The sequence below is a fragment of the Streptomyces sp. NPDC015661 genome, assembly GCF_043077765.1.
GTDB lineage: Bacteria > Actinomycetota > Actinomycetes > Streptomycetales > Streptomycetaceae > Streptomyces.
On sequence record NZ_JBIBST010000010.1, the window covers coordinates 289,210 to 307,261 of the forward strand.

21 protein-coding genes are annotated in these 18,052 nt (G+C 73.3%); 13 read left to right on the forward strand and 8 right to left on the reverse strand.

Annotated elements, in window-relative coordinates; all coding sequences use genetic code 11:
- Positions 1-474: 474 nt before the first annotated feature.
- Positions 475-1,113 carry a hypothetical protein gene (locus ACF07V_RS27410; RefSeq protein ID WP_392158047.1) on the forward strand — a complete coding sequence of 213 codons (639 nt, stop codon included), beginning with the start codon at positions 475-477 and terminating at the stop codon, positions 1,111-1,113.
- Here the strand turns inward: ACF07V_RS27410 and ACF07V_RS27415 are convergent.
- On the reverse strand, positions 1,088-1,294 hold the full coding sequence (locus ACF07V_RS27415; RefSeq protein WP_392158048.1) for a DUF397 domain-containing protein: 207 nt from the start codon (positions 1,292-1,294) through the stop codon (positions 1,088-1,090). The genes ACF07V_RS27410 and ACF07V_RS27415 overlap by 26 nt on opposite strands.
- The gene (locus tag ACF07V_RS27420; RefSeq protein WP_392158050.1) at positions 1,282-2,121 is read right to left on the reverse strand and encodes a helix-turn-helix domain-containing protein; all 840 of its coding nucleotides are present in this window, start codon (positions 2,119-2,121) and stop codon (positions 1,282-1,284) included. Before ACF07V_RS27420 ends, ACF07V_RS27415 begins: the two co-directional genes overlap by 13 nt.
- A gap of 145 nt (positions 2,122-2,266) precedes the next feature.
- On the opposite strand from ACF07V_RS27420, the gene ACF07V_RS27425 reads away from it, so the two are divergent.
- The gene (locus tag ACF07V_RS27425; protein WP_392158052.1) at positions 2,267-2,650 is read left to right on the forward strand and encodes a hypothetical protein; all 384 of its coding nucleotides are present in this window, start codon (positions 2,267-2,269) and stop codon (positions 2,648-2,650) included.
- Here ACF07V_RS27425 and ACF07V_RS27430 read toward each other — a convergent pair.
- From ACF07V_RS27430 to ACF07V_RS27440, 3 genes are read right to left on the reverse strand one after another with little or no spacing between them, the layout of a single operon-like run.
- Entirely contained in the window at positions 2,647-3,252 is a 606-nt protein-coding gene (locus ACF07V_RS27430; protein ID WP_392158054.1) for a GNAT family N-acetyltransferase, read from the reverse strand. The genes ACF07V_RS27425 and ACF07V_RS27430 overlap by 4 nt on opposite strands.
- A 59-nt stretch (positions 3,253-3,311) precedes the next feature.
- Entirely contained in the window at positions 3,312-3,884 is a 573-nt protein-coding gene (locus ACF07V_RS27435) for an HAAS signaling domain-containing protein (protein WP_392158056.1), read from the reverse strand.
- Positions 3,881-4,252 (reverse strand): PadR family transcriptional regulator, encoded by a 372-nt coding sequence (locus ACF07V_RS27440; RefSeq protein ID WP_190105300.1) that lies wholly within the window; start codon positions 4,250-4,252, stop codon positions 3,881-3,883. Before ACF07V_RS27440 ends, ACF07V_RS27435 begins: the two co-directional genes overlap by 4 nt.
- 76 nt (positions 4,253-4,328) lie before the next feature.
- On the opposite strand from ACF07V_RS27440, the gene ACF07V_RS27445 reads away from it, so the two are divergent.
- From ACF07V_RS27445 to ACF07V_RS27465, 5 genes are all read left to right on the forward strand, one after another.
- Positions 4,329-5,066: a DUF2625 domain-containing protein gene (locus ACF07V_RS27445; protein ID WP_392158057.1), complete on the forward strand. Its 738-nt coding sequence runs from the start codon at positions 4,329-4,331 to the stop codon at positions 5,064-5,066.
- A gap of 115 nt (positions 5,067-5,181) precedes the next feature.
- Positions 5,182-6,165: a helix-turn-helix domain-containing protein gene (locus tag ACF07V_RS27450; RefSeq protein ID WP_392158059.1), complete on the forward strand. Its 984-nt coding sequence runs from the start codon at positions 5,182-5,184 to the stop codon at positions 6,163-6,165.
- A gap of 143 nt (positions 6,166-6,308) precedes the next feature.
- On the forward strand, positions 6,309-6,806 hold the full coding sequence (locus ACF07V_RS27455; protein WP_392158060.1) for a GNAT family N-acetyltransferase: 498 nt from the start codon (positions 6,309-6,311) through the stop codon (positions 6,804-6,806).
- 42 nt (positions 6,807-6,848) lie between these two features.
- On the forward strand, positions 6,849-7,499 hold the full coding sequence (locus ACF07V_RS27460) for a GNAT family N-acetyltransferase (protein ID WP_392158061.1): 651 nt from the start codon (positions 6,849-6,851) through the stop codon (positions 7,497-7,499).
- Entirely contained in the window at positions 7,496-7,900 is a 405-nt protein-coding gene (locus ACF07V_RS27465; protein WP_392158063.1) for a hypothetical protein, read from the forward strand. The genes ACF07V_RS27460 and ACF07V_RS27465 overlap by 4 nt, the downstream gene beginning before the upstream one ends.
- Here ACF07V_RS27465 and ACF07V_RS27470 read toward each other — a convergent pair.
- Entirely contained in the window at positions 7,875-10,175 is a 2,301-nt protein-coding gene (locus ACF07V_RS27470) for a YfhO family protein (protein ID WP_392158065.1), read from the reverse strand. The two genes, ACF07V_RS27465 and ACF07V_RS27470, sit on opposite strands and share 26 nt — an antisense overlap.
- Before the next feature lie 126 nt (positions 10,176-10,301).
- Between ACF07V_RS27470 and ACF07V_RS27475 the strand changes: the two genes are divergently transcribed.
- The 4 genes from ACF07V_RS27475 to ACF07V_RS27490 all read left to right on the forward strand — a co-directional run bounded on the left by ACF07V_RS27475 (position 10,302) and on the right by ACF07V_RS27490 (position 13,204).
- On the forward strand, positions 10,302-11,285 hold the full coding sequence (locus ACF07V_RS27475) for a glycosyltransferase family 2 protein (protein ID WP_392158067.1): 984 nt from the start codon (positions 10,302-10,304) through the stop codon (positions 11,283-11,285).
- A gap of 80 nt (positions 11,286-11,365) precedes the next feature.
- Positions 11,366-12,010 (forward strand): SurA N-terminal domain-containing protein, encoded by a 645-nt coding sequence (locus ACF07V_RS27480; protein WP_392158069.1) that lies wholly within the window; start codon positions 11,366-11,368, stop codon positions 12,008-12,010.
- Between the two features lie 19 nt (positions 12,011-12,029).
- Positions 12,030-12,989, forward strand: coding sequence for a nucleoside triphosphate pyrophosphohydrolase (locus tag ACF07V_RS27485; RefSeq protein ID WP_392158071.1), 960 nt, complete (start codon positions 12,030-12,032; stop codon positions 12,987-12,989).
- Positions 12,986-13,204, forward strand: coding sequence for a hypothetical protein (locus ACF07V_RS27490; RefSeq protein WP_392158072.1), 219 nt, complete (start codon positions 12,986-12,988; stop codon positions 13,202-13,204). The genes ACF07V_RS27485 and ACF07V_RS27490 overlap by 4 nt, the downstream gene beginning before the upstream one ends.
- Positions 13,205-13,273: 69 nt before the next feature.
- Here the strand turns inward: ACF07V_RS27490 and ACF07V_RS27495 are convergent, their stop codons facing one another.
- A complete protein-coding gene (locus ACF07V_RS27495; RefSeq protein WP_392158075.1) occupies positions 13,274-13,930 on the reverse strand; it encodes a hypothetical protein in 657 nt (218 codons plus the stop codon).
- A gap of 72 nt (positions 13,931-14,002) precedes the next feature.
- Entirely contained in the window at positions 14,003-15,214 is a 1,212-nt protein-coding gene (locus ACF07V_RS27500; RefSeq protein ID WP_392158076.1) for a globin domain-containing protein, read from the reverse strand.
- Positions 15,215-15,438: 224 nt separating this feature from the next.
- Between ACF07V_RS27500 and ACF07V_RS27505 the strand changes: the two genes are divergently transcribed.
- Both ACF07V_RS27505 and ACF07V_RS27510 read left to right on the forward strand, forming a co-directional pair.
- Positions 15,439-16,734 (forward strand): cytochrome P450, encoded by a 1,296-nt coding sequence (locus ACF07V_RS27505; RefSeq protein ID WP_392158078.1) that lies wholly within the window; start codon positions 15,439-15,441, stop codon positions 16,732-16,734.
- A gap of 94 nt (positions 16,735-16,828) precedes the next feature.
- Positions 16,829-17,848, forward strand: coding sequence for a transglycosylase family protein (locus ACF07V_RS27510; protein WP_392158079.1), 1,020 nt, complete (start codon positions 16,829-16,831; stop codon positions 17,846-17,848).
- Positions 17,849-18,052: the final 204 nt, after the last annotated feature.

The following is an 18,052-nucleotide window of genomic DNA, read 5'->3' on the forward strand; positions in this document are numbered from 1 at the left end:
CGACGCCCGCTTCCTGCTCTCCGCCCGGGACATCCGGCACCTGGCCCCGGCCGTCGACGCCTGGTTCGCCAGGGGAGCCACGCCCGACGCGGTCCGCCGCACGCTCCTCGCGGCTCTCCCGGAGACCCTCAAGCACCCGGCGGGGATCCTCTCCCACCGCCTGAACACCCTCCTCCCGCCACCACTCCCCACGGCGCCCTCGGTCAAGGGCCCACCGCCGATCCAGACCTGCGTCACCTGCGAAGAGTTCACCTTCCGCGCCTGGGAACCGGGCGGGTGCTCCGACTGCAAGGCGGACGCGGACGCGGCCGAGGCCGAGGCGGCGGCGAGGGCCTGGCTCCTCGCCTACGCGGCTGCATGCTGACGTGCACGAAGCGGTAGGCGATCGAGAGGAGTGCTGGTCCGAAGGTTCAGGCGCTGAGCCGCCACCGGAAACGGGGGGCCGGGTCGCCCGGGGCGTGACAGCCTCGGGGCATGTCCAATGACGTCGCGTATCCGATCTTCCGCAGCTCCGACCGCACCGAAGCCCTCCGCGTGGCCCGGGAGATGGTGGCGGTCGGCCTCCAGCCGGGCTGCGAGGTGAGCGTGGAGGCCGAGGCGCACAGCCTGGACGAGCTCAAGCGGCTGCGCGGCGAACTGCCGGACGCGTGGGTCATCTGCTGGGACGACAGGGGCGCCCCCGCCGAGCCGCCGCCGGGTCTCCCGGACCTGACGCACCCGCTCCACGCCCACGAACTGCCCGACGACCTGACCGGCGCGGAGCCGTACCTCCCGCTCGCCTTCGCGATCAACGAACAGCCCCTCGGCAGCGTCGAGGACCGCTTCGTGCACGCCGCCGGCGTCGCCCCGGCCGAGCTCCGCTGGGAGCACCTGGTCTGGCCGGAGGCGCCGGAGGACGGGGTGTACGGCGAGGAGGCCACGCACGCCGAGGTCACGCTCGTCCTCAACAACGACTCACGTGGACTCGACGTCCCCGCCGACACGCACCTGGTCCTCGTCCACGTCCGCCGCACCGAAACGCTCGACGGCCGCATGCCCTACGCGGAACGCCACGCGAAGTGGCTCGCCGAACGGATCGGCCGACAGGTCATCGGCCCCGGGCAGTGCCAGTGACTCCGTCGATGAAGGCCGTCCAGGCCTCGGCGCCGAAGACGAGCGTGGGGCCGGTGGGGTTTTTGGAGTCGCGGACGGGGACGTGGGGGAGGTGGTCGGCGACTTCGAGGCACTGGCCGCCGTCCTCGTTGCTGTACGAGCTCTTGCGCCAAGTGACGGTGCTCGGGTCTACGGCTCCCACGATGCTTCCTCCCACGTCCGCATGATGAACTTCCTTGAATCTGCCGGAGAAAGGGCCAGATCACGGACGAGATCGTATCGAAGCTGGAGTCGGTCGACGGCGGCTGTTTCCTCGACGAGTTCACCGGAGTAGGCGGTCTCCACCCAGGCCACCGTTCGGCCGTCCGTCGGCTTCAGGAACATCACGTCCGTGTTCGCGAGGCCGAGCAGTCCGGCGGAGTGTGGCACCACTTGGATGGTGACGTTCCGGCGGTCGCCCACCGCGAGGAGGTGTTCCAATTGCTCCTGCCACTGCGCCCGAACCGGTAGCGGCGTGCGCAGTACGGTCTCCGAGAGGATCGTGCGGAACGTCGGGGCGTTCTCCCCTTCCAGCAGGGCCTGCCGTCCCACGCGCGCCTCGATCTGCCGGGTCAGTTCGTCGCCCTCGAAGCCGCCGGCCCACTGCATCAGGCTGCGTACGTATGACTCGGTCTGGAGCAGGCCCGGCAGCAAATACGGCGCGTAGTGCCACAGGCTGATCGCCTCCGCCTCCAGCGTCATGTATCGCCGGTACCGCTCCTTGAACTGCGTCGGGTCCCCCACCGCCAGCTCCCACAGCGCCAGGAGCATCCGTCCCGTCCGGTAGTACTGGTCCAGCGCCTGGACCACCTCCGGGCCGCCGAGTGTCTCGCCCTTCTCCATCTTCGAGAACAGCGACCAGTCCCAGCCCGCCACCTCGCCCAGCTTCCGCAGGCTCAGGCCCCGTTCGGTCCGCAGTAACTTCAGTTCCTCCGCGAACCGCTTCCTCGGTTCCTGGCTGCGGCCCGTCACCACCCGTCTCGCCGGCATCGCGCGCACTCCCTTGTGGAAGATGTGGAACTACCCGCGCGACCTGGGGAAGTACAGCCCGACACCGCTCCGGGTTCCCTGTTTCCCGGTCCATTCTCGTAGCGCCGGGATCACAGAGGGTAGTCCACCGGAGGGAGCGGTATCCATGGAACTCGGAGCTTGGGTCTACGACCAAGTGGCAGGTGTGGTCGGTGAGTTCAAGGGGTCCGTCGGGCCCTACGCGATGCTCCGGCCGGTCGGCGGCGGCCGTGAGTGGCAGGCCGATCCCGCCGACCTCCGTCCGGCCACCCCCGCCGAGCGGCTGAGCGCGGGCGTGCGGGCGGCCAACGGGCGGGCCAGGGCGGGGGCGGTGGAGCCCGTACCCGATCCGAGCCGCCCGCCGGAGCCCGTACCGCACTGTGTCGCGTGTGCGCTGCTCGTACGGGACCGGCGGGCGGCGCGGGAGCGGTTCGACCACAGTGCGGTGACGGACGCGAACGTGCTGCTCCGGCGCCACCTGTGGCAGGACCATCCCCAGGGTCATCCCTAGGTGCGGGGCTCCCGCTTCATGGACCACAGGACGGGGCCGCCGCCCGGCAGGGAGAACTCGTCCCGTACGACGAAGCCGAAGTGCTCGTACACCGGCAGGTTGTCCGGCTTGGAGGACTCCAGGTAGACCGGCAGGCCGTCCGCGTCGGCCTTCGCGAGGCCGGAGCGGAGCAGGGCCGAGCCGTGGCCCTGGCCGCGGGCGGCGGGGTCGGCGCCGATGACGGCGAGGTACCAGTGGGGTTCGGCGGGCCCGTGCTCGGCGGCCGCCATCACGGCCTCCTGGAAGACGGGGGCGCGGTCTCCGAGGATCTCCACGAGCTGCTGGATGGTCTCCGCGTCGGGGACGGCCTTGTCCGCACCCTCGGGCGACACCCAGAAGGCGGCGGCCGACTCGGTCCGCTCGCAGACGCCGTGGAGGCCGTACTGCCGGGTGAAGAGGGTCGTGAAGTAGCGGACGAGGTCCGTCTCGCGCGAGGCGCCGTCGGGGAAGAACCACTGCATCATCGGGTCGTCGCCGAAGGCGGAGGCCAGGGTGTGGCCGACCGTGCGAGCGTCGTCGATCGTGGCCGTCTTCGGTGTGTTTGCCAGGGTCATAAGGGTCATTCTGCACCCGTAATGATCTTGGTCGGCGAGGGGGTCGCCCCTTCGGGTTCCGCCCCTGGTCAGGCCGCCTTGGGCTGGGTCCGGAGCAGTCGCACGGCCGCGACGGCCGGCAGCGTGATGCCCACGGCGAGGACGACGAGCAGCTCCGTCGGGCCGAAGCGGGCGGCCAGGAGGACGGCGCCGAGCGCGACGACGACCGGGGTCGCGAGGGTGAGGGCGGTCGCCAGGACCTTGGTGGCCCGGTCCCACGCGTCGGACGTCCACAGCAGGACGAGGCCCACGATCAGGGCGGCCACGGCGGGCAGGGAGCCGCCGAGTCCGGAGAGTCCCGTGATGCCGATCAGGACCGCGGTGACGACGTTCCGCGTCGGGGTCTTGGCCTTCGGCGCCTCCGGCGCGGCCGGTGCCTCCGGCTCCTCCGCGCGGGCCGCGGCCACGATCGCGGAGGGGCTGCCGAGCCGTTCGAGGGCCGCGCGGACGGCCTCCGGGTCCTCCTCGTCCCCGACGGCGACCGCGAGGTGTTCGCGCAGGTCGGCGAGGAGTTCCTCGCGGCGCCCCGCGGGCAGGAAGGACGCCTCCCGCTCGATCGTGGCCAGGTAGTCGGTCACGAGGGGGTGTTCGGTGCCGGTCATGCGGAGCCTCCGTGGGATGCGGTCAGGAAGTGGTCGACGCCGTCGCGGAAGCGCGGCCAGCTCTCGGCGAACTCGGTGAGCGCGGTCCTGCCCGGCGCGGTGAGCGTGTAGTAGCGGCGGGCGGGGCCGGTGGCCGACTCGCGCAGCTCGGTGTCGACGAGTCCGTCGCGGCGAAGCCGGGACAGCAGGGGGTAGATCGTGCCCTGGCTGGTGGTCATGACGCTGACCGCGGCCAGTTCGTCGAGGATCTCGACGCCGTAGCGCGGGCCGTCGCGCAGCAGGGCGAGGACGCAGTACTCCAGTACGCCCTTGCGCAGCTGACTGGCGACCTTTCCGGCCGCCTCGGATCTTGCTTCGCCAGGAACCATGTAATGCAAGATACCCCCGAGTGCGCCACCGATCAACGGCCGCCGATCAACGGGAGCCGCGTGCGACGATGCCCGGGTGCGAGAACTGCGTGAACTGAACGAGCTGACCCGGGTCGACGAGCCGGCGTGGCCGCTGCTCGAAGAGGAACTGCGGGCCGCGAAGGTGCCCGTCGAGGTGCTCGACCCCGACCCCGGACAGGCGGCGGCCACCCTCCTCCAGACGCAGGTCACCGTCCGCTCGTACCTGGGGGCGTTCCTCTTCCACACCGGCGGCGTGCTCGTCGACGACGGCTGGCTGCGGGTGTACGGCAGCCCGGCCGCCCACAACGACCGGCGGCTGCCCGGCCTCGCCCGGGTCAACGGCTACCCCGCCGAGCCCGACGCCGACTGGCGGCCCGCCGCCGGGCTCGTCGTCGCGCACGACGTGCTCGGCGGGGCCTTCGCGATCCAGGGCGGCACGGAGGAGGAGACCGGACTCCCGGGCAGCCCCGGCGAGATGGTCTACTTCGCTCCCGACTCGCTGCGCTGGGACGCCATCGGCGCCGGCTACGGGGCCTGGCTGTCGTGGGTGCTCGCCGGGGGTGCGGAGGAGTTCTACGAGGGGCTGCGCTGGCCCGGCTGGCGGGACGAGGTGCCGAGCCTGACCGGCGGGGAGGGGCTCAGCCTCTATCCGCCCCTGTGGTCGGCCGAGGCCCACCAGGACCTGGCCGGGACCAGTCGCGCGGTCGTCCCCCTGGAGCAGCTCCTCGGCCTCGGACGCGAGACGGCCCTGCAGCTCGACGGCGTCGACCCCGGCTTCCTCGGGACCCCGTGACGGCCTGCCGGAGGACCCTCCCCGGCGCGCCACGCCGAGCGCAAAACCCGGCGACAAACGCGTTCGCGCCACTGCATTCTGACCGCCGACAGAAGGCTCGACGGGGGAGCGTGCGATGTGGTCCGTGGTCTCGGCAGGGGAGTTGCCCGCTCAGGAACGATTCGACTGGTTCGCCGACCTCGTCACGCGGGAGGTGATGCCCACCGCGCTCAGCGTCGACCGGCCCGCCGACTTCCAGGCCGAGGCGGCCGTCCTCGACCTGAAGACCGTCCGCGTCGCGCGGTTCTCCTTCTCGCCCCTGCGCTCCCGCCGCACGCCCGCGCTGATCCGGCGCGGCGACCCGGAGCAGTACCAGCTGGGCCTGATGCGGCGGGGCGCCACCGTCCTGTCCCAGCACCGCAACGACTGCAGCGTCGGCGCCGGCGACCTGGTCTTCTGGGACACCTCGCGGCCCTCCGACGCGGCCATGCCCATCGACGCGGGGCCCGTGCAGCTGCTGATGCTCCAACTCCCGCGTGACGGCCTGCCCCTGCGGTCCCGGCGGATCGACCGGCTGCTCGCCAGCCGCATCCCCGGCGGCCACGGGCTCGGGGCGGTCCTCGCCTCCTTCCTCGGCTCCCTGGAGGGCCACGCGGGGCAGTGCGCGCCCGAGGACCTGCCACGCCTCGGCTCCGTCGTCGTCGACCTCGTCGCCGCCTGCCTCGCCCAGAACCTCGACGTCGAGGAACAGCTCCCCGCCGAGGCCCGGGCGCGGGCCCTGCTCCAGCGGATCCACACCTTCGTCGACACCCATCTCGGCGACCCCGACCTCACCCCGGCCGCCGTCGCCGCCGCCCACCACGTCTCCGTACGGACCCTCCACCAGCTGTTCCAGGCGCACGGCGACGGGGAGACCGTGCACGCCCGCATCCGGCGCCGCCGCCTCGAACGGTGCCGTGCCGACCTGGCCCGCCCCGAACTCCTCGGCCGTCCCGTGCAGGCCGTCGCCGCGCGGTGGGGGTTCAGCGGCCCGGCGGTCTTCAGCCGCGCCTTCCGGGCGGCGTACGGAGTCAGCCCCACCGAGTTCCGTGCGCTGAGCGTCAAGGAGGCCCGCGCCTGAGGCACAGCGGGACGGGCGGTCGCGTTCCTAGGCTCGGAGCCGTCCGGCAGGTTTCGAGAGGACGGGGGGACCACAATGAGCGCCGACGACAACGGACAGGCGATCTGGGACTTCGACGCGTGAACACACCACGGACAGACCTCGTGACGACCGTACGGACGGGACGGCTCGACCTCGTCCCGCTCGCCGTCGCGCACGCCGGCGAGATGGCCGGGGTCCTCGCCGACCCCGCCCTGCACACCTTCATCGGCGGCGCCCCGCCGACCGGGCCCGAGCTGCGGGCCCGGTACGAGCGGCTGGTCGCCGGATCGCCGGACCCGGCCGTCGTCTGGTGCAACTGGGTGGTGCGGCTCCGCGCCGAGGACCGACTCGCCGGGACCGTGCAGGCGACCGTCACCGGGGGCGGCCGGACCGCCGAGGTCGCGTGGGTGACCGGGACGGAGTGGCAGGGGCGGGGCATCGCCCGCGAGGCGGCCGGGGCGCTCGTCGGACTGCTCGTCGACCGGGGCGTCCGTACCGTCGTCGCCCACGTCCACCCCGACCACACGGCCTCGGCGGCCGTGGCCCGCGCGGCGGGCCTCGCGCCGACGGAGGAACGGCAGGACGGCGAGGTCCGCTGGGAGCTGCGGACCGCCCCGTAAACGAGGTGCGGCCGGGCGCGTCGGCTGTGCAGACTCGCCCCCGTGCTCACCGACCACTGGCCGCTCACGGCCCTCCGTGTCCGTTCCCCCCGCCTGGAGCTGAGGCTCCCCTCCGAGGAGGAGCTCGCCGAGGTGGCCGACGTCGCCGCGCGCGGCGTGCACGCCCCGGGCGCCCGGCCGTTCCTGACGCCGTGGACCGACCTGCCGCCCGCCGAGCGGGCCCGGCACGTGATCCAGCTGCACTGGAGCCGCCTCGGGCGGTGGACCCCGCGGGACTGGGCGCTGAACCTCGTCGCCTTCCACGAGGGGCGCCCCATCGGCATCCAGGACGTGCGGGCCGTGGACTTCGGCGTCCGGCGCGAGATCGTCTCCGGCTCGTGGCTCGGCCTCGATCACCAGGGCAGGGGCCTCGGCACCGAGATGCGGGTCGCCGTGCTGCACCTGGCGTTCGCGGAGCTCGGGACGGTCTCGGCGACGTCGCTGTCCTTCACCGACAACCACTCCTCGGCGACCGTCTCCCGCAAGCTCGGCTACCGCCCCGACGGCATCACCCGCGACGTCCTCCACGGCGAGGTCGTCGAATCCCTCCGCTTCCGCCTCTCCCGGGAGGACTGGGCCGCCCGGGACCACCCGCCGGTGACCGTGGACGGCCTGAAGGGATGCGAGGAGTTCTTCGGGATCGAGGGGCCGTGAGCGCGGAGACGTTCCTCCTGCGGTTCGTGGACGGCGAGCCCGCGGACCTTGACGTCGAGCGGTTCCGCCGGGAGGTCGAGCCGTACGTGGTGGCGGGGGCGCCGGAGCTCGGCGAGGTCCTCCTGCGCGCGGCGGACGGAGGGACGGCGGAGCTCTTCGTACGCGGCGGAGGCGCCGACGGACCGACGTCCCTGACGGCGATGCACCTCTCGCGCGGCGCCGTGCTCGACGTGCTCGCCCGCCTCGCCGACGCGCTCGGGGCCGTCGTCCTTCCCGTGGGCGGCGCCGCCCTCCTCTTCCACGAGGACCAGCGGAACCACCTCCCGGAACTCCTCCGGGAGGCGGCGCTCGTCGTCCCGCCCACGGGCGCCGCGGTCAGCGAGGCGATCGCCCGCTCCTGACACGCAGCAGGACCAGCCCCAGGAGCAGCAGCGCCGCCGTCCCCGCCGCCAGGCCCGCCCGCAGGCCCGGCGGCCGGAACGCGCACGAGAGTGCGCCGTCCCGGGCCGGGACGGCGAGGAGGCCGCCGTACGGGACGGGGGCGGCGCCCTCGCAGTGCCAGCCCGCGATGTGCGGGGTCGCCACGACCGCCGTGCCCGTGGTGCCCTGCGGGAGGGCGGCCCGTACGCCGGAGGCCGTGACCTCGATCGAGGTCGCCGCGCGCGCGTGGAGGGTCTTCACCGCCGCGTCCAGGCGGGTGTGGTCGAGGCAGCCCAGCTCGCCCGCCCCGGGAAGGACCGGCTTCAGGCCGGGGACCCGCTGGACGCCCAGCGAGGTCAGGGCCGCGCGCCGCTTGGGGGCGCCGCCGAGGAGGTGGACCGGGGCGTTCCCGCCGAGTCGGGCCGTGCCCGTCGCGTCCGGGGACCAGAGGAAGACCTCCGTACCGACCGGGCACGCGCCCGCGTGCGGAGCCTCGTACACCCGGGCGCCGAGGAGGAGTTCCTGGTTGCGGAAGGGCGACGGGCCGTAGACCGGGGGCGGGCCCGGGGGCCGTACCGTCACCAGCGGCAGGTACGCGTCCGTACGGACGACCTCGCCGTCCCGCCAGCGCGCCCCCACCCCGAACAGCGCGTCCGTCACCGGGTTGTCCAGGCTCAGCAGGTTCCGGCCGCGCGAGGTCCAGCCGCCGCCCAGCGCGGCCAGCGTCTCGGTCAGGACCTTCGGGGTGTGGCTGCTGTAGTACGCGGCGCCCTGGCCGCCCAGGAGCAGCGGATCGTTGCCCGCGACCCGGGGAAGCCCGGAGTCCGTGCGGTACGCGGGCCAGCCGTCGGCCGCCGCGAGCGCCGCCGCCCGCCGCTCGTGCTCCGCGCCCCACGGCGGGTAGTCGTCGAGCCGGGCGAGCCGCTCCCGGTCCGCGTACGCCGTCGTCGCCGCCGCCTGCCCGAGCAGGGTGCCGGTGACGAGGAGCGCGGCGAGGAGCCCGTACCGGCCCCGGCGGGGGAGCAGGAGCGCGCCCGCCACCGCCGCGAGGCCGGCGCCCGCGAGCAGCAGCGCCCACGGGGTGAGGAGGTCGCTCGGCAGGGCCCCGGCGGTGAGGGCCAGCACGACCGCCGCCCCGCCGAGGAGCGACCTGCGGTCCGGGAGGCCGTGTGCGAGACCCGTCCAGGCGGCGAGCACGAGGACGCCGGACAGGACGAAGGTCTGGCGGTACGGACTGCCGTTCGGGGTGGCGAAGACGTGCCAGAGCAGGTGCGTCGGGGTCCACTGCATCGACAGCGCGACCGCCGCGCACAGGCCGCCCCACAGCCACCGCTCCCGGCCCGGCGCGTCCCGGCGGAAGAGCAGCGCCCCCGCGAGCAGCGGCACCGCCGTGCAGACGAAGGCCGCCGGGGTCGCGAAGCTGTACGTCACCGGGAGCAGCCGGGCGAGCACGTCCGGGCCGGCCGCCGGGGCGAAGTCCCGGACCACGCCCGGGTAGGCGTGCCGGGAGCCGAGGAAGACCGGGACGAGGACGGGGGCCGCGAGGCCGATCCCGAGGGCCGTCGTTCCCGCCGCCCTGAGCAGCGTCCGCCACCGGAAGGAGTCGGTGAGCGCCAGGCGGACCAGGAGCACCAGGGCGGCGCCCAGGGTCGCCATGTACGCGGTGTAGAAGTTCGCGAGCCAGCAGACCGCCACGACCAGCGGGCCCAGGAGCGGCCGCCGGCCCTCCCGCACCCACTCGCCCACCAGGCAGAGCAGCGGGAAGGCGATCAGGCCGTCCAGCCACATCGGGTTGTACGTGCCCTCCGCGAGCGACCAGCCGCAGAGTGAGTACGAGGCGCCCAGGACCGACGCCCACCACCAGACGCCCGCCGGGCCGAGGCGCCGCAGCAGGAAGGTCATCGCGGCCGCCGCGAGCGCCGTCTTCAGGACGGTGATGCCGTACACCGCGTACTCGATGTCGCCGCGCGGGAAGAGCGCGACCAGCGGGGCGAAGGGGCTCGACAGATAGGTGCCGTAGTCGGGCAGGAAGCTCGTGCCCCAGCCGGCCCCCCAGTCGAGCAGCAGCCCGCCGTCCGCCCGGCCCCGCAGCAGGTCCCACAGGTGCGCGTGGAACGGCACGAACTGGTTGGCGAGGTCGTTGACGGCCCGGCGGCGCGGCCCGAAGGGGAAGACCCGGGCGACCGCGTCCCCGCCGCAGACGGCGACGGCGGCCAGCACGGCGGCGAGCAGGCAGGAGTGCTTGGTTTTCGGCATGACGGATCGAATATGACAGCGAAGGCGCGGGAAACGACGGGTCCGGCGGGCCAGTTCACGCGATGGTCGCCTGCTCGCCATCCACCCGGACCGGCCGGGACACCGGGCTCCGTTGTCGTGGTCCGCGTGCTGCTCTCGATCGTCGTCCCGTGCTTCAACGAGGAGGACGTCCTCGCCCGCTTCCACGACCGTGTGACCGCCGAACTCTCCCGTCTCGCCGGAGAGTTCGAGCTCGTCTACGTGGACGACGGAAGCCGGGACGGGACCCTCCCGCTCCTCCGGGAGCTCGCCGGACGTGACCCGGACCGGGTCCGCTACCTCTCCTTCAGCCGCAACTTCGGCAAGGAGGCCGCGATGCTCGCCGGGCTCCGGCACGCCGCCGGCGACGCCGTCGTCATCATGGACGCCGACCTCCAGCACCCGCCGGAGCTCGTGCACCGCATGGTCGCCCTGTACGCCGAGGGGTACGACCAGGTCGTCGCCCGCCGCACCCGCGAGGGCGACCGGGTCACCCGTACCCTCACCGCCCGCCTCTACTACTGGGCGATCAACCGGCTCGTCGACGTCGAGCTCGTTGACGGCGTCGGCGACTTCCGGCTCCTGTCGCGGCGCACCGTCGACGCCGTCATCGGCCTCGGCGAGTACAACCGCTTCTCCAAGGGCCTCTTCTCCTGGGTCGGCTTCCGCACCACGACCTTCTCCTACGAGAACGCCGTCCGCGAGCAGGGCCGCTCCAAGTGGAGCTTCGGCAAGCTCCTCAACTACGGCCTCGACGGGCTCCTCTCCTTCAACAACAAGCCGCTGCGGGCCGCCGTCCACCTCGGCCTCCTCCTCACCGTCGTCGCCCTCGGCTACGCGGCCTGGATCGTCGGCGACGCCCTCGTCAACGGCGTCGACACCCCCGGCTACGTCACCCTCCTCGTCGCCGTCACCGCCCTCGCCGGCGTCCAGATGGTGATGGCCGGACTGATCGGCGAGTACGTCGGACGCATCTACTACGAGGTGAAGCGGCGGCCGCACTACCTGTTCAAGGAGACGAGCGGAGGTTCGGAGGCGGCCGACACCCGGGTGACAGGTGAGTCGTTGTGGGAAACAGTCGCTCCGAAGTAGTGGCTCCGGCCCCGGCGACTCCCTACCATCGATCACCGCAAGGTCGTTCAACTGACGCACGACCAGCCCGGGAGGCTCCTTTGCACCGCCGCACTGCGCTCACCGTGTCCGCCGCCCTGCTCGCCGCGGCCCCGCTGCTCACCGCCTGCGGCAGTGACGCCCACCCAGGAGCGGCGGCCGTCGTCGGCGGCGAACGGATCCCGGTCTCCAGCGTCCAGGCCCAGGTCGAGGACGTGCGGGCCGCGCAGGCGGCCTCGCCGCAGTCCGCCCAGCTGGTCGCGGCCACCGGCGACCTCGGCCGCCGCAAACTCAACGTCATGATCTTCGACCGGGTCGTCGACAAGGTCGCCCGGGACCAGGGCGTCACCGCCAGCCGTGCCGAACTGCAGCAGACCCGGGCCTCCTTCGTCCAGCAGGCCGGCGGCGAGGACCAGCTCAAGGCCGTCCTCCTCCAGGAGCAGGGCGTGGCGCCCGACCAGATCGACGCCTTCGTCCGCCGCAACGTCCTCATGAACAAGATCGCGACCAAGCTGGGCGCCACCGACGACGCCGCGGGCCAGAAGAAGCTGACGGAGGTCTTCTCCGCCGCCTCCAAGGACCTCGCCGTCGACGTGAACCCGCGCTACGGCCGCTGGGACGACACCCAGGTCCGGCTCGCCGACACCACCGCGCCCTGGCTCCGCCAGATCAGCCAGGACCCGGCGGCCGTCCCGTCCGGTGCCTGAGTCCAGGTAGGTTCGAGGGGTGACTTCTGAGAGCCCCGGCCGCATCGTTCTGCTCACCGCCAGCCACCGCGTGGCCCCCGGACTGCTGTCCTGGCCCGCCTGGCAGGCGCTGGGCGCTGCCGACCGGGTGCTCTGCCCCGACGAGGACCACCCCCAGCTGCCCTACCTGCGGGAGGCCGGCGTCGCCGTCGAGCAGGCCCGGCCCACCGCCGAGGAGCTCGTCGAGGCCTGCGCCGGAGGCCGCACGGTCCTGCTGCTGCCCTCCGGCGAGGGGGACAGGGCGCTGACCGACGGCCTCGCCCGGCTCGCCGGCTCCGGCCGCGTCTCCATGCCCGACCTGGAGCTGCTGCCCGGCTCGTACGACCTGCCCGGCGCCCGCCTCCTCGACCTCGTGCAGATCATGGACCGCATCCGCCGCGAGTGCCCCTGGACCTCGCGCCAGACCCACCAGGGGCTCGCCAAGTACGCCATCGAGGAGGCGTACGAACTCGTCGAGGCGATCGAGGAGGGCGACCGGCAGGAGCTGCGCGAGGAGCTCGGGGACGTCCTGCTCCAGGTCGTCTTCCACGCGCGGATCGCCGAGGAGGACACGGAGGAGCCGTTCTCCGTGGACGACGTCGCCGGGACGCTCGTCGAGAAGCTGATCCACCGGCACCCGCACGTCTTCGGGGACGCGACCGCCGAGACCCCCGAGGACGTCCACGCGCACTGGCTGCGCACCAAGGCGATCGAGAAGCAGCGGGAGTCCGTCACCGACGGGGTGCCGCTCGGCCAGCCGGGCCTCGCGCTCGCCGCGAAGCTCGCGGGCCGGGCCCGGGCGGCCGCCCTCGACGTGAAGCTCCCGGCCGGCGAGGGCATCGGCTACGAGCTCCTCGCCCTCGCGTCCCGCGCGGAGGCCTCGGGCGTGGACCCGGAGGCGGCCCTGCGCGCGGCGGCCCGCACGTACCGGGACGCGATCCGCGCGGCGGAGGGGCTGTGAGCCGGGCACCGGGCCGGCGGAGGCCGGGCGCCGCCGACGCGCCGGGCGTGACGGCCCTCCTGCTCCTCTTCTCCGGGTGGGAGGCGGCGAGCGGCGGATCCCCGGCGTGGCTGCGGATCGGCGCCGCGCTGATCGCGATGGCGAGCGCCGTGTCGCTGGTGCGGTTCGCCGTGTGGCGCGCCCGGGGCGGGGACGGGGACGCGGACCGGGGCTGACGCCCCGGCCCACCGCGTGACGCGGTACGACCGGCCCACCGCGTCACGCGTGATGCCCGGCTCCCGGCCTCACGCGGGCGGGAGGAAGAACCTGATCGTCGTCGGACCCGTGTACACGAACTCGCCCGCCGGCAGGCAGTTCACGGCCGGGCGGGGGCCGAGGCCGTCGCAGTGCCGCGCGCTCAGCCGCATGTAGACCGTCGACGTGTGTTCCCCGGCGGTGAGCGAGGGGAGCGGATCGGAGGCGAGGAAGGCGAACGGGTTCCCGTCGAAGGGGGCGATCCGGCGGAGGGCCTCGGGGCCGAAGGTCCGGCTCTGCTCGCGGGCCGTGCCGAGGTCGCTGACGACCCGGATCCCCTGGAACTTCGAGACGAAGTCGTCCATCGGGTCGAAGAGCGTCGGCGTGTAGCCCCGCGGGTAGTGGGCGCGGTCGCCGTCGGGTGCCGTCCCCCAGGACGGCATGCTCCGGACCCAGCGTTCGCCGACGAACGCCTCTCGGCAGGCCGGCGGGCCGATGATCCGCTCGCTGATGCCGAGGAAGGTGTTGAGGTTGGTCCCGTCGGGACTGATGCAGTTGTGGTCCGCGGGCGGGACGGCGGCCGCCGTGACGGGCCGGGTCTGCGTCCGGGGATCGGCCTGGGCCTGGGCCTGGCCGGCGCCGGAGACCGCGAGGACCGCGGCCGCGAGCGCGGGGAGCACGGCCGCGCGCATCCGAGTGGGTGTCATGGCCCGAGCGTGGCCCGTGCCGACGGCCCGACCGGACCGGACACGCGTGTGCTGTGCCGCATGGCCTACGACTTACCCCTCCCGCGGCGCCCGGGCCTCCGGGTTGTGCCAGAGCGGGGCCGGCGGGCCCAGGAGGCGTTCGGCGGCGGAGCTCGGGCGGGTGGCGAAGCGGCCCACGGACGGCAGCGTGTCGTGGTGGATCCGCGCCGGGTCGGTGCCCAGCTCCTCCAGGACCTCGCGGACCTCCGTGACGAAGGCCGGCGGCCCGGCGAGGTAGACGTCGTGCGCCGACCAGTGGACGCAGGCCCGCAGGGCCTGGAGCAGCCGCTCGGTCGCCTGGTCCCTGCGCTGCCGGGGCGCGGCCGTGATGTAGGTGACGCTGAGCCGGGGGAGGCGCGCCCTCAGGAGCTCGGCGTCCTCGCGCCCGTACAGGTACTCCTTGGCGCGGGCCACCACGAACAGCCGGCCTTCGAGCTCCGGCTCGGTCCCGGCGGCCTCCGCGAGCAGCGCCCGCACCGGGGCCCAGCCCGTACCGCCGCATATATAGGTGCGGAGTCCGCCCGGCGGCGTCCGCGCGGTCAGCGCGCCGCCGGGGGCGCTGAGCCGCAGCACCTCGCCCGGGCCCGTCTCCTCGACGAGCGCCGTGCTCATGGCGCCCCCCGCGACCCGGCTGACGTGCAGCTCCACGGTGCCGTCGGGGCGGGGCGCGTCGGCGAGGGAGTAGGTGCGCCAGACGCGCGGGACCCGCAGCGTGCTGACGCTGACGTACTGGCCGGGGCGGAACGGCAGCGGCTGCCGGGGGCGGAGGGTGAGGACGGCCAGGTCGTCGCCGTACCGCTCGTGCCGGACGACGTCCGCGTCCCACCAGGCGGGCTCCCCGGCCCCGGCCGCGGTGTCGGCGCCCGCGAGCATCAGGTCGGCGACGAGGCCGTACGCCTCGGTCCACGCCTTCTCCGCCTCGATGGTCCAGGCGGCGCCGGCGGCGTGCGCGAACGCGGCGAGCAGGCTCTGCCCGACGGCGGCGTACAGCGCGGGGGAGGCGAGGAACTTGCGGTGGTCGCGGCCCAGCTGCCCCAGGTACGTCGCGAGGCCGGGGTCCTCCAGGTGGGTCACCACATGGGTGAGCGCGGCGAAGAGCCGGTCCCGCTGGGGGACCATGTCCTCGGGGAAGAGCTCGCGCACGCCGGGGTTGTGCCAGAAGAGGTGCGAGTAGAAGAAGGTGACGGCCTGGTCGGCCCGTCTCTCGACGATCGCGAACGTACTTCTGAGCAGTTGAGGATCCACTGACAAGAATCTAAGGCACAGCCTGTACCGCTTGATCACAGGTTCTCCACGAACGTGCCTCGTGGCGCCGCTCGTACGTGACTCCCGTTCCGCCCCGACGTGGCTTCATGGCGCCGCTCGTACGTGACTCCCGTTCCGCCCGGACGTGGCTTCATGGCGCCGCCCGTACGTGACTCCCGTTCCGCCCGGACGTGGCTCCCGGGCCCGCCCTGTACGGTCGTGCCGTGAGTACGACCCCCGGCCCCGCCCCCGCCCCCACGCTCTTCACCTGGGAGTTCGCGAGCGATCCGTATCCCGCCTACGCCTGGCTGCGGGAGCACGCGCCCGTGCACCGGACGACGCTGCCCAGCGGGGTCGAGGCCTGGCTCGTGACCCGGTACGCGGACGCCCGGCAGGCCCTCGCCGACCAGCGGCTCTCCAAGAACCCCGCGCACCACGACGAGTCGCCGCACGCGAAGGGGAAGACGGGCATCCCGGGCGAGCGCAAGGCCGAGCTGATGACGCATCTGCTCAACATCGACCCGCCGGACCACACCCGGCTTCGTCGGCTCGTCTCGAAGGCCTTCACCCCGCGCCGGGTCGCCGAGTTCGCGCCGCGCGTGCAGGAGCTGACGGACCGGCTCATCGACTCCTTCGTGGAGCGGGGGAGCGCCGACCTCATCCACGAGTTCGCCTTCCCGCTCCCCATCTACGCGATCTGCGATCTCCTCGGGGTGCCGCAGGAGGACCAGGACGACTTCCGGGACTGGGCCGGGATGATGATCCGGCACGGTGGAGGGCCGCGCGGCGGGGTCGCCCGGTCGGTGAAGAAGATGCGCGGCTATCTCGCCGAGCTGATCCACCGCAAGCGCGAAGGCCTGCGGCAAGAAGGGGCGGACGACCTGATCTCGGGGCTCATCAAGGCCTCCGACCACGGCGAGCACCTCACCGAGAACGAGGCCGCCGCGATGGCGTTCATCCTTCTCTTCGCCGGCTTCGAGACGACCGTCAATCTGGTCGGAAACGGACTTTACGCGCTTCTCCGGCACCCCGAGCAGCGCGCGCGGCTCCAGGACTCGCTCGCCGCCGGGGAGACCGGGCTCCTGGAGACCGGCGTCGAGGAGCTGCTGCGGTACGACGGGCCCGTGGAGATGGCGACCTGGCGGTACGCGACGCGGGAGCTGACCATCGGTGGGCAGGCGATCCCGGCGGGCGACCCGGTGCTCGTGGTGCTCGCCGCGGCGGACCGGGACCCGGAGCGGTTCGACGGGCCGGACACGCTCGACCTCGCCCGCCGCGACAACCAGCACCTCGGATACGGGCACGGCATCCACTACTGCCTCGGCGCCCCGCTCGCCCGCCTCGAAGGGCAGACCGCGCTCGCGACCCTGCTGACTCGGCTGCCGGATCTGCGACTTGCCGCGGATCCGTCCGAACTCCGGTGGCGGGGTGGGCTCATCATGCGTGGATTGCGCACGCTTCCGGTGCAGTTCTCCCCTTCCGTACCACTCTTGGCTACTGACGGACCATCAGGAATGTGATCTTTACGTGATCGGGGGGCGATCGACTTGTGACGGGCGTTCGAATGCCGCTACGTTTCCCGGCAGTCTCAGCCGTCACGCGAAAGGCGTTCCTATGCGTTCCGGGAACGGACGACACCGTCGCCCCCGTCAGGCCCCCGCCATCGTCGTCGCCGCGGGCGTGACCGGATCCGCCATGGCGCTGCCGCTGCTCGCCACCGGATCCGCGTCCGCCGCCGACGCCGCCACCTGGGACCGGGTCGCCGAGTGCGAGTCCGGTGGCCAGTGGAGCGCCAACTTCGGCAACGGCATGTACGGCGGCCTCCAGTTCACCCAGGACAGCTGGGAGCGGAACGGCGGCCTGACGTACGCGCCCAGCCCCGACCTGGCCAGCCGTGCCCAGCAGATCGCGGTGGCCGAGAAGGCGCTCGCCAAGGGCAGCGACGAGTGGGCCACCTGCGCTCCGATCGCCGGCCTGAAGAACGACGGCAAGGCCACTGGTGTGAACCCCGGCCCGGCCGCCGTCCCGACCACCCCCGCGGGCCCGCTCCCCGAGTCCAACCGCACCACGGGGAACGAAGGGTCCGCGGCGGGGCGGTCCGCCGCGTCCGCGACCCCCGCCACTCCCGCGACGCCCGCCACGCCGAGCGCTCCGGCGAGCTCCGCCACTCCGGCCGCGCCCGCCACTCCCGCGACCCCGGTCACGCCCGACGCGTCCGTTACGCCCGGTACGCCGGATTCGCCCGAGACGCCGAAGGGTGACACGCCGTCGGCCACACCCGGCACCGGCAAGCACCGGGGCGAGGCGGCCCCGGAGGAATCCGGCACAACGGACGACTCGGTCGAAACCGGTCGGCACGCCTCGGGTGCGGGCAAGTCCACGGAAAAGGTCGACGCCACGCCGGTGACTGACGAAGCGAAGAATTCGGGCGCAACGGACAGTCAGGGCACTTCGGGCGAGTACACCGTCCAGCCGGGTGACAGCCTGTCCGGCATTGCGGAGGAGAACGAACTCCCCGGAGGCTGGACCGCCCTCTATGACGCCAACAAGGGGACGGTGGGCGTCGATCCGGACCTCATCCTGCCTGGTCAGAGCCTTGACCTGACGGCCGGTTCGACGGCGACGGCAGGCTAGTTCGCGGGCTTATGTCCGGTTCTGGGCAAGTGAGACATGGGTCTCTTCGTCCCAACTGGCGTGTCACGTCCGCAAACTTTGCTTCCGTCACCTCTCACCTGCGCAAACACCGCCCACCGGAGGGCAAGTAGGGGCGATTTTTCCGCAATGAGCCTCTTTGAACTTCCGGTGGGTCTGTGTCTACGGTCGTGACCGCTCGCCACC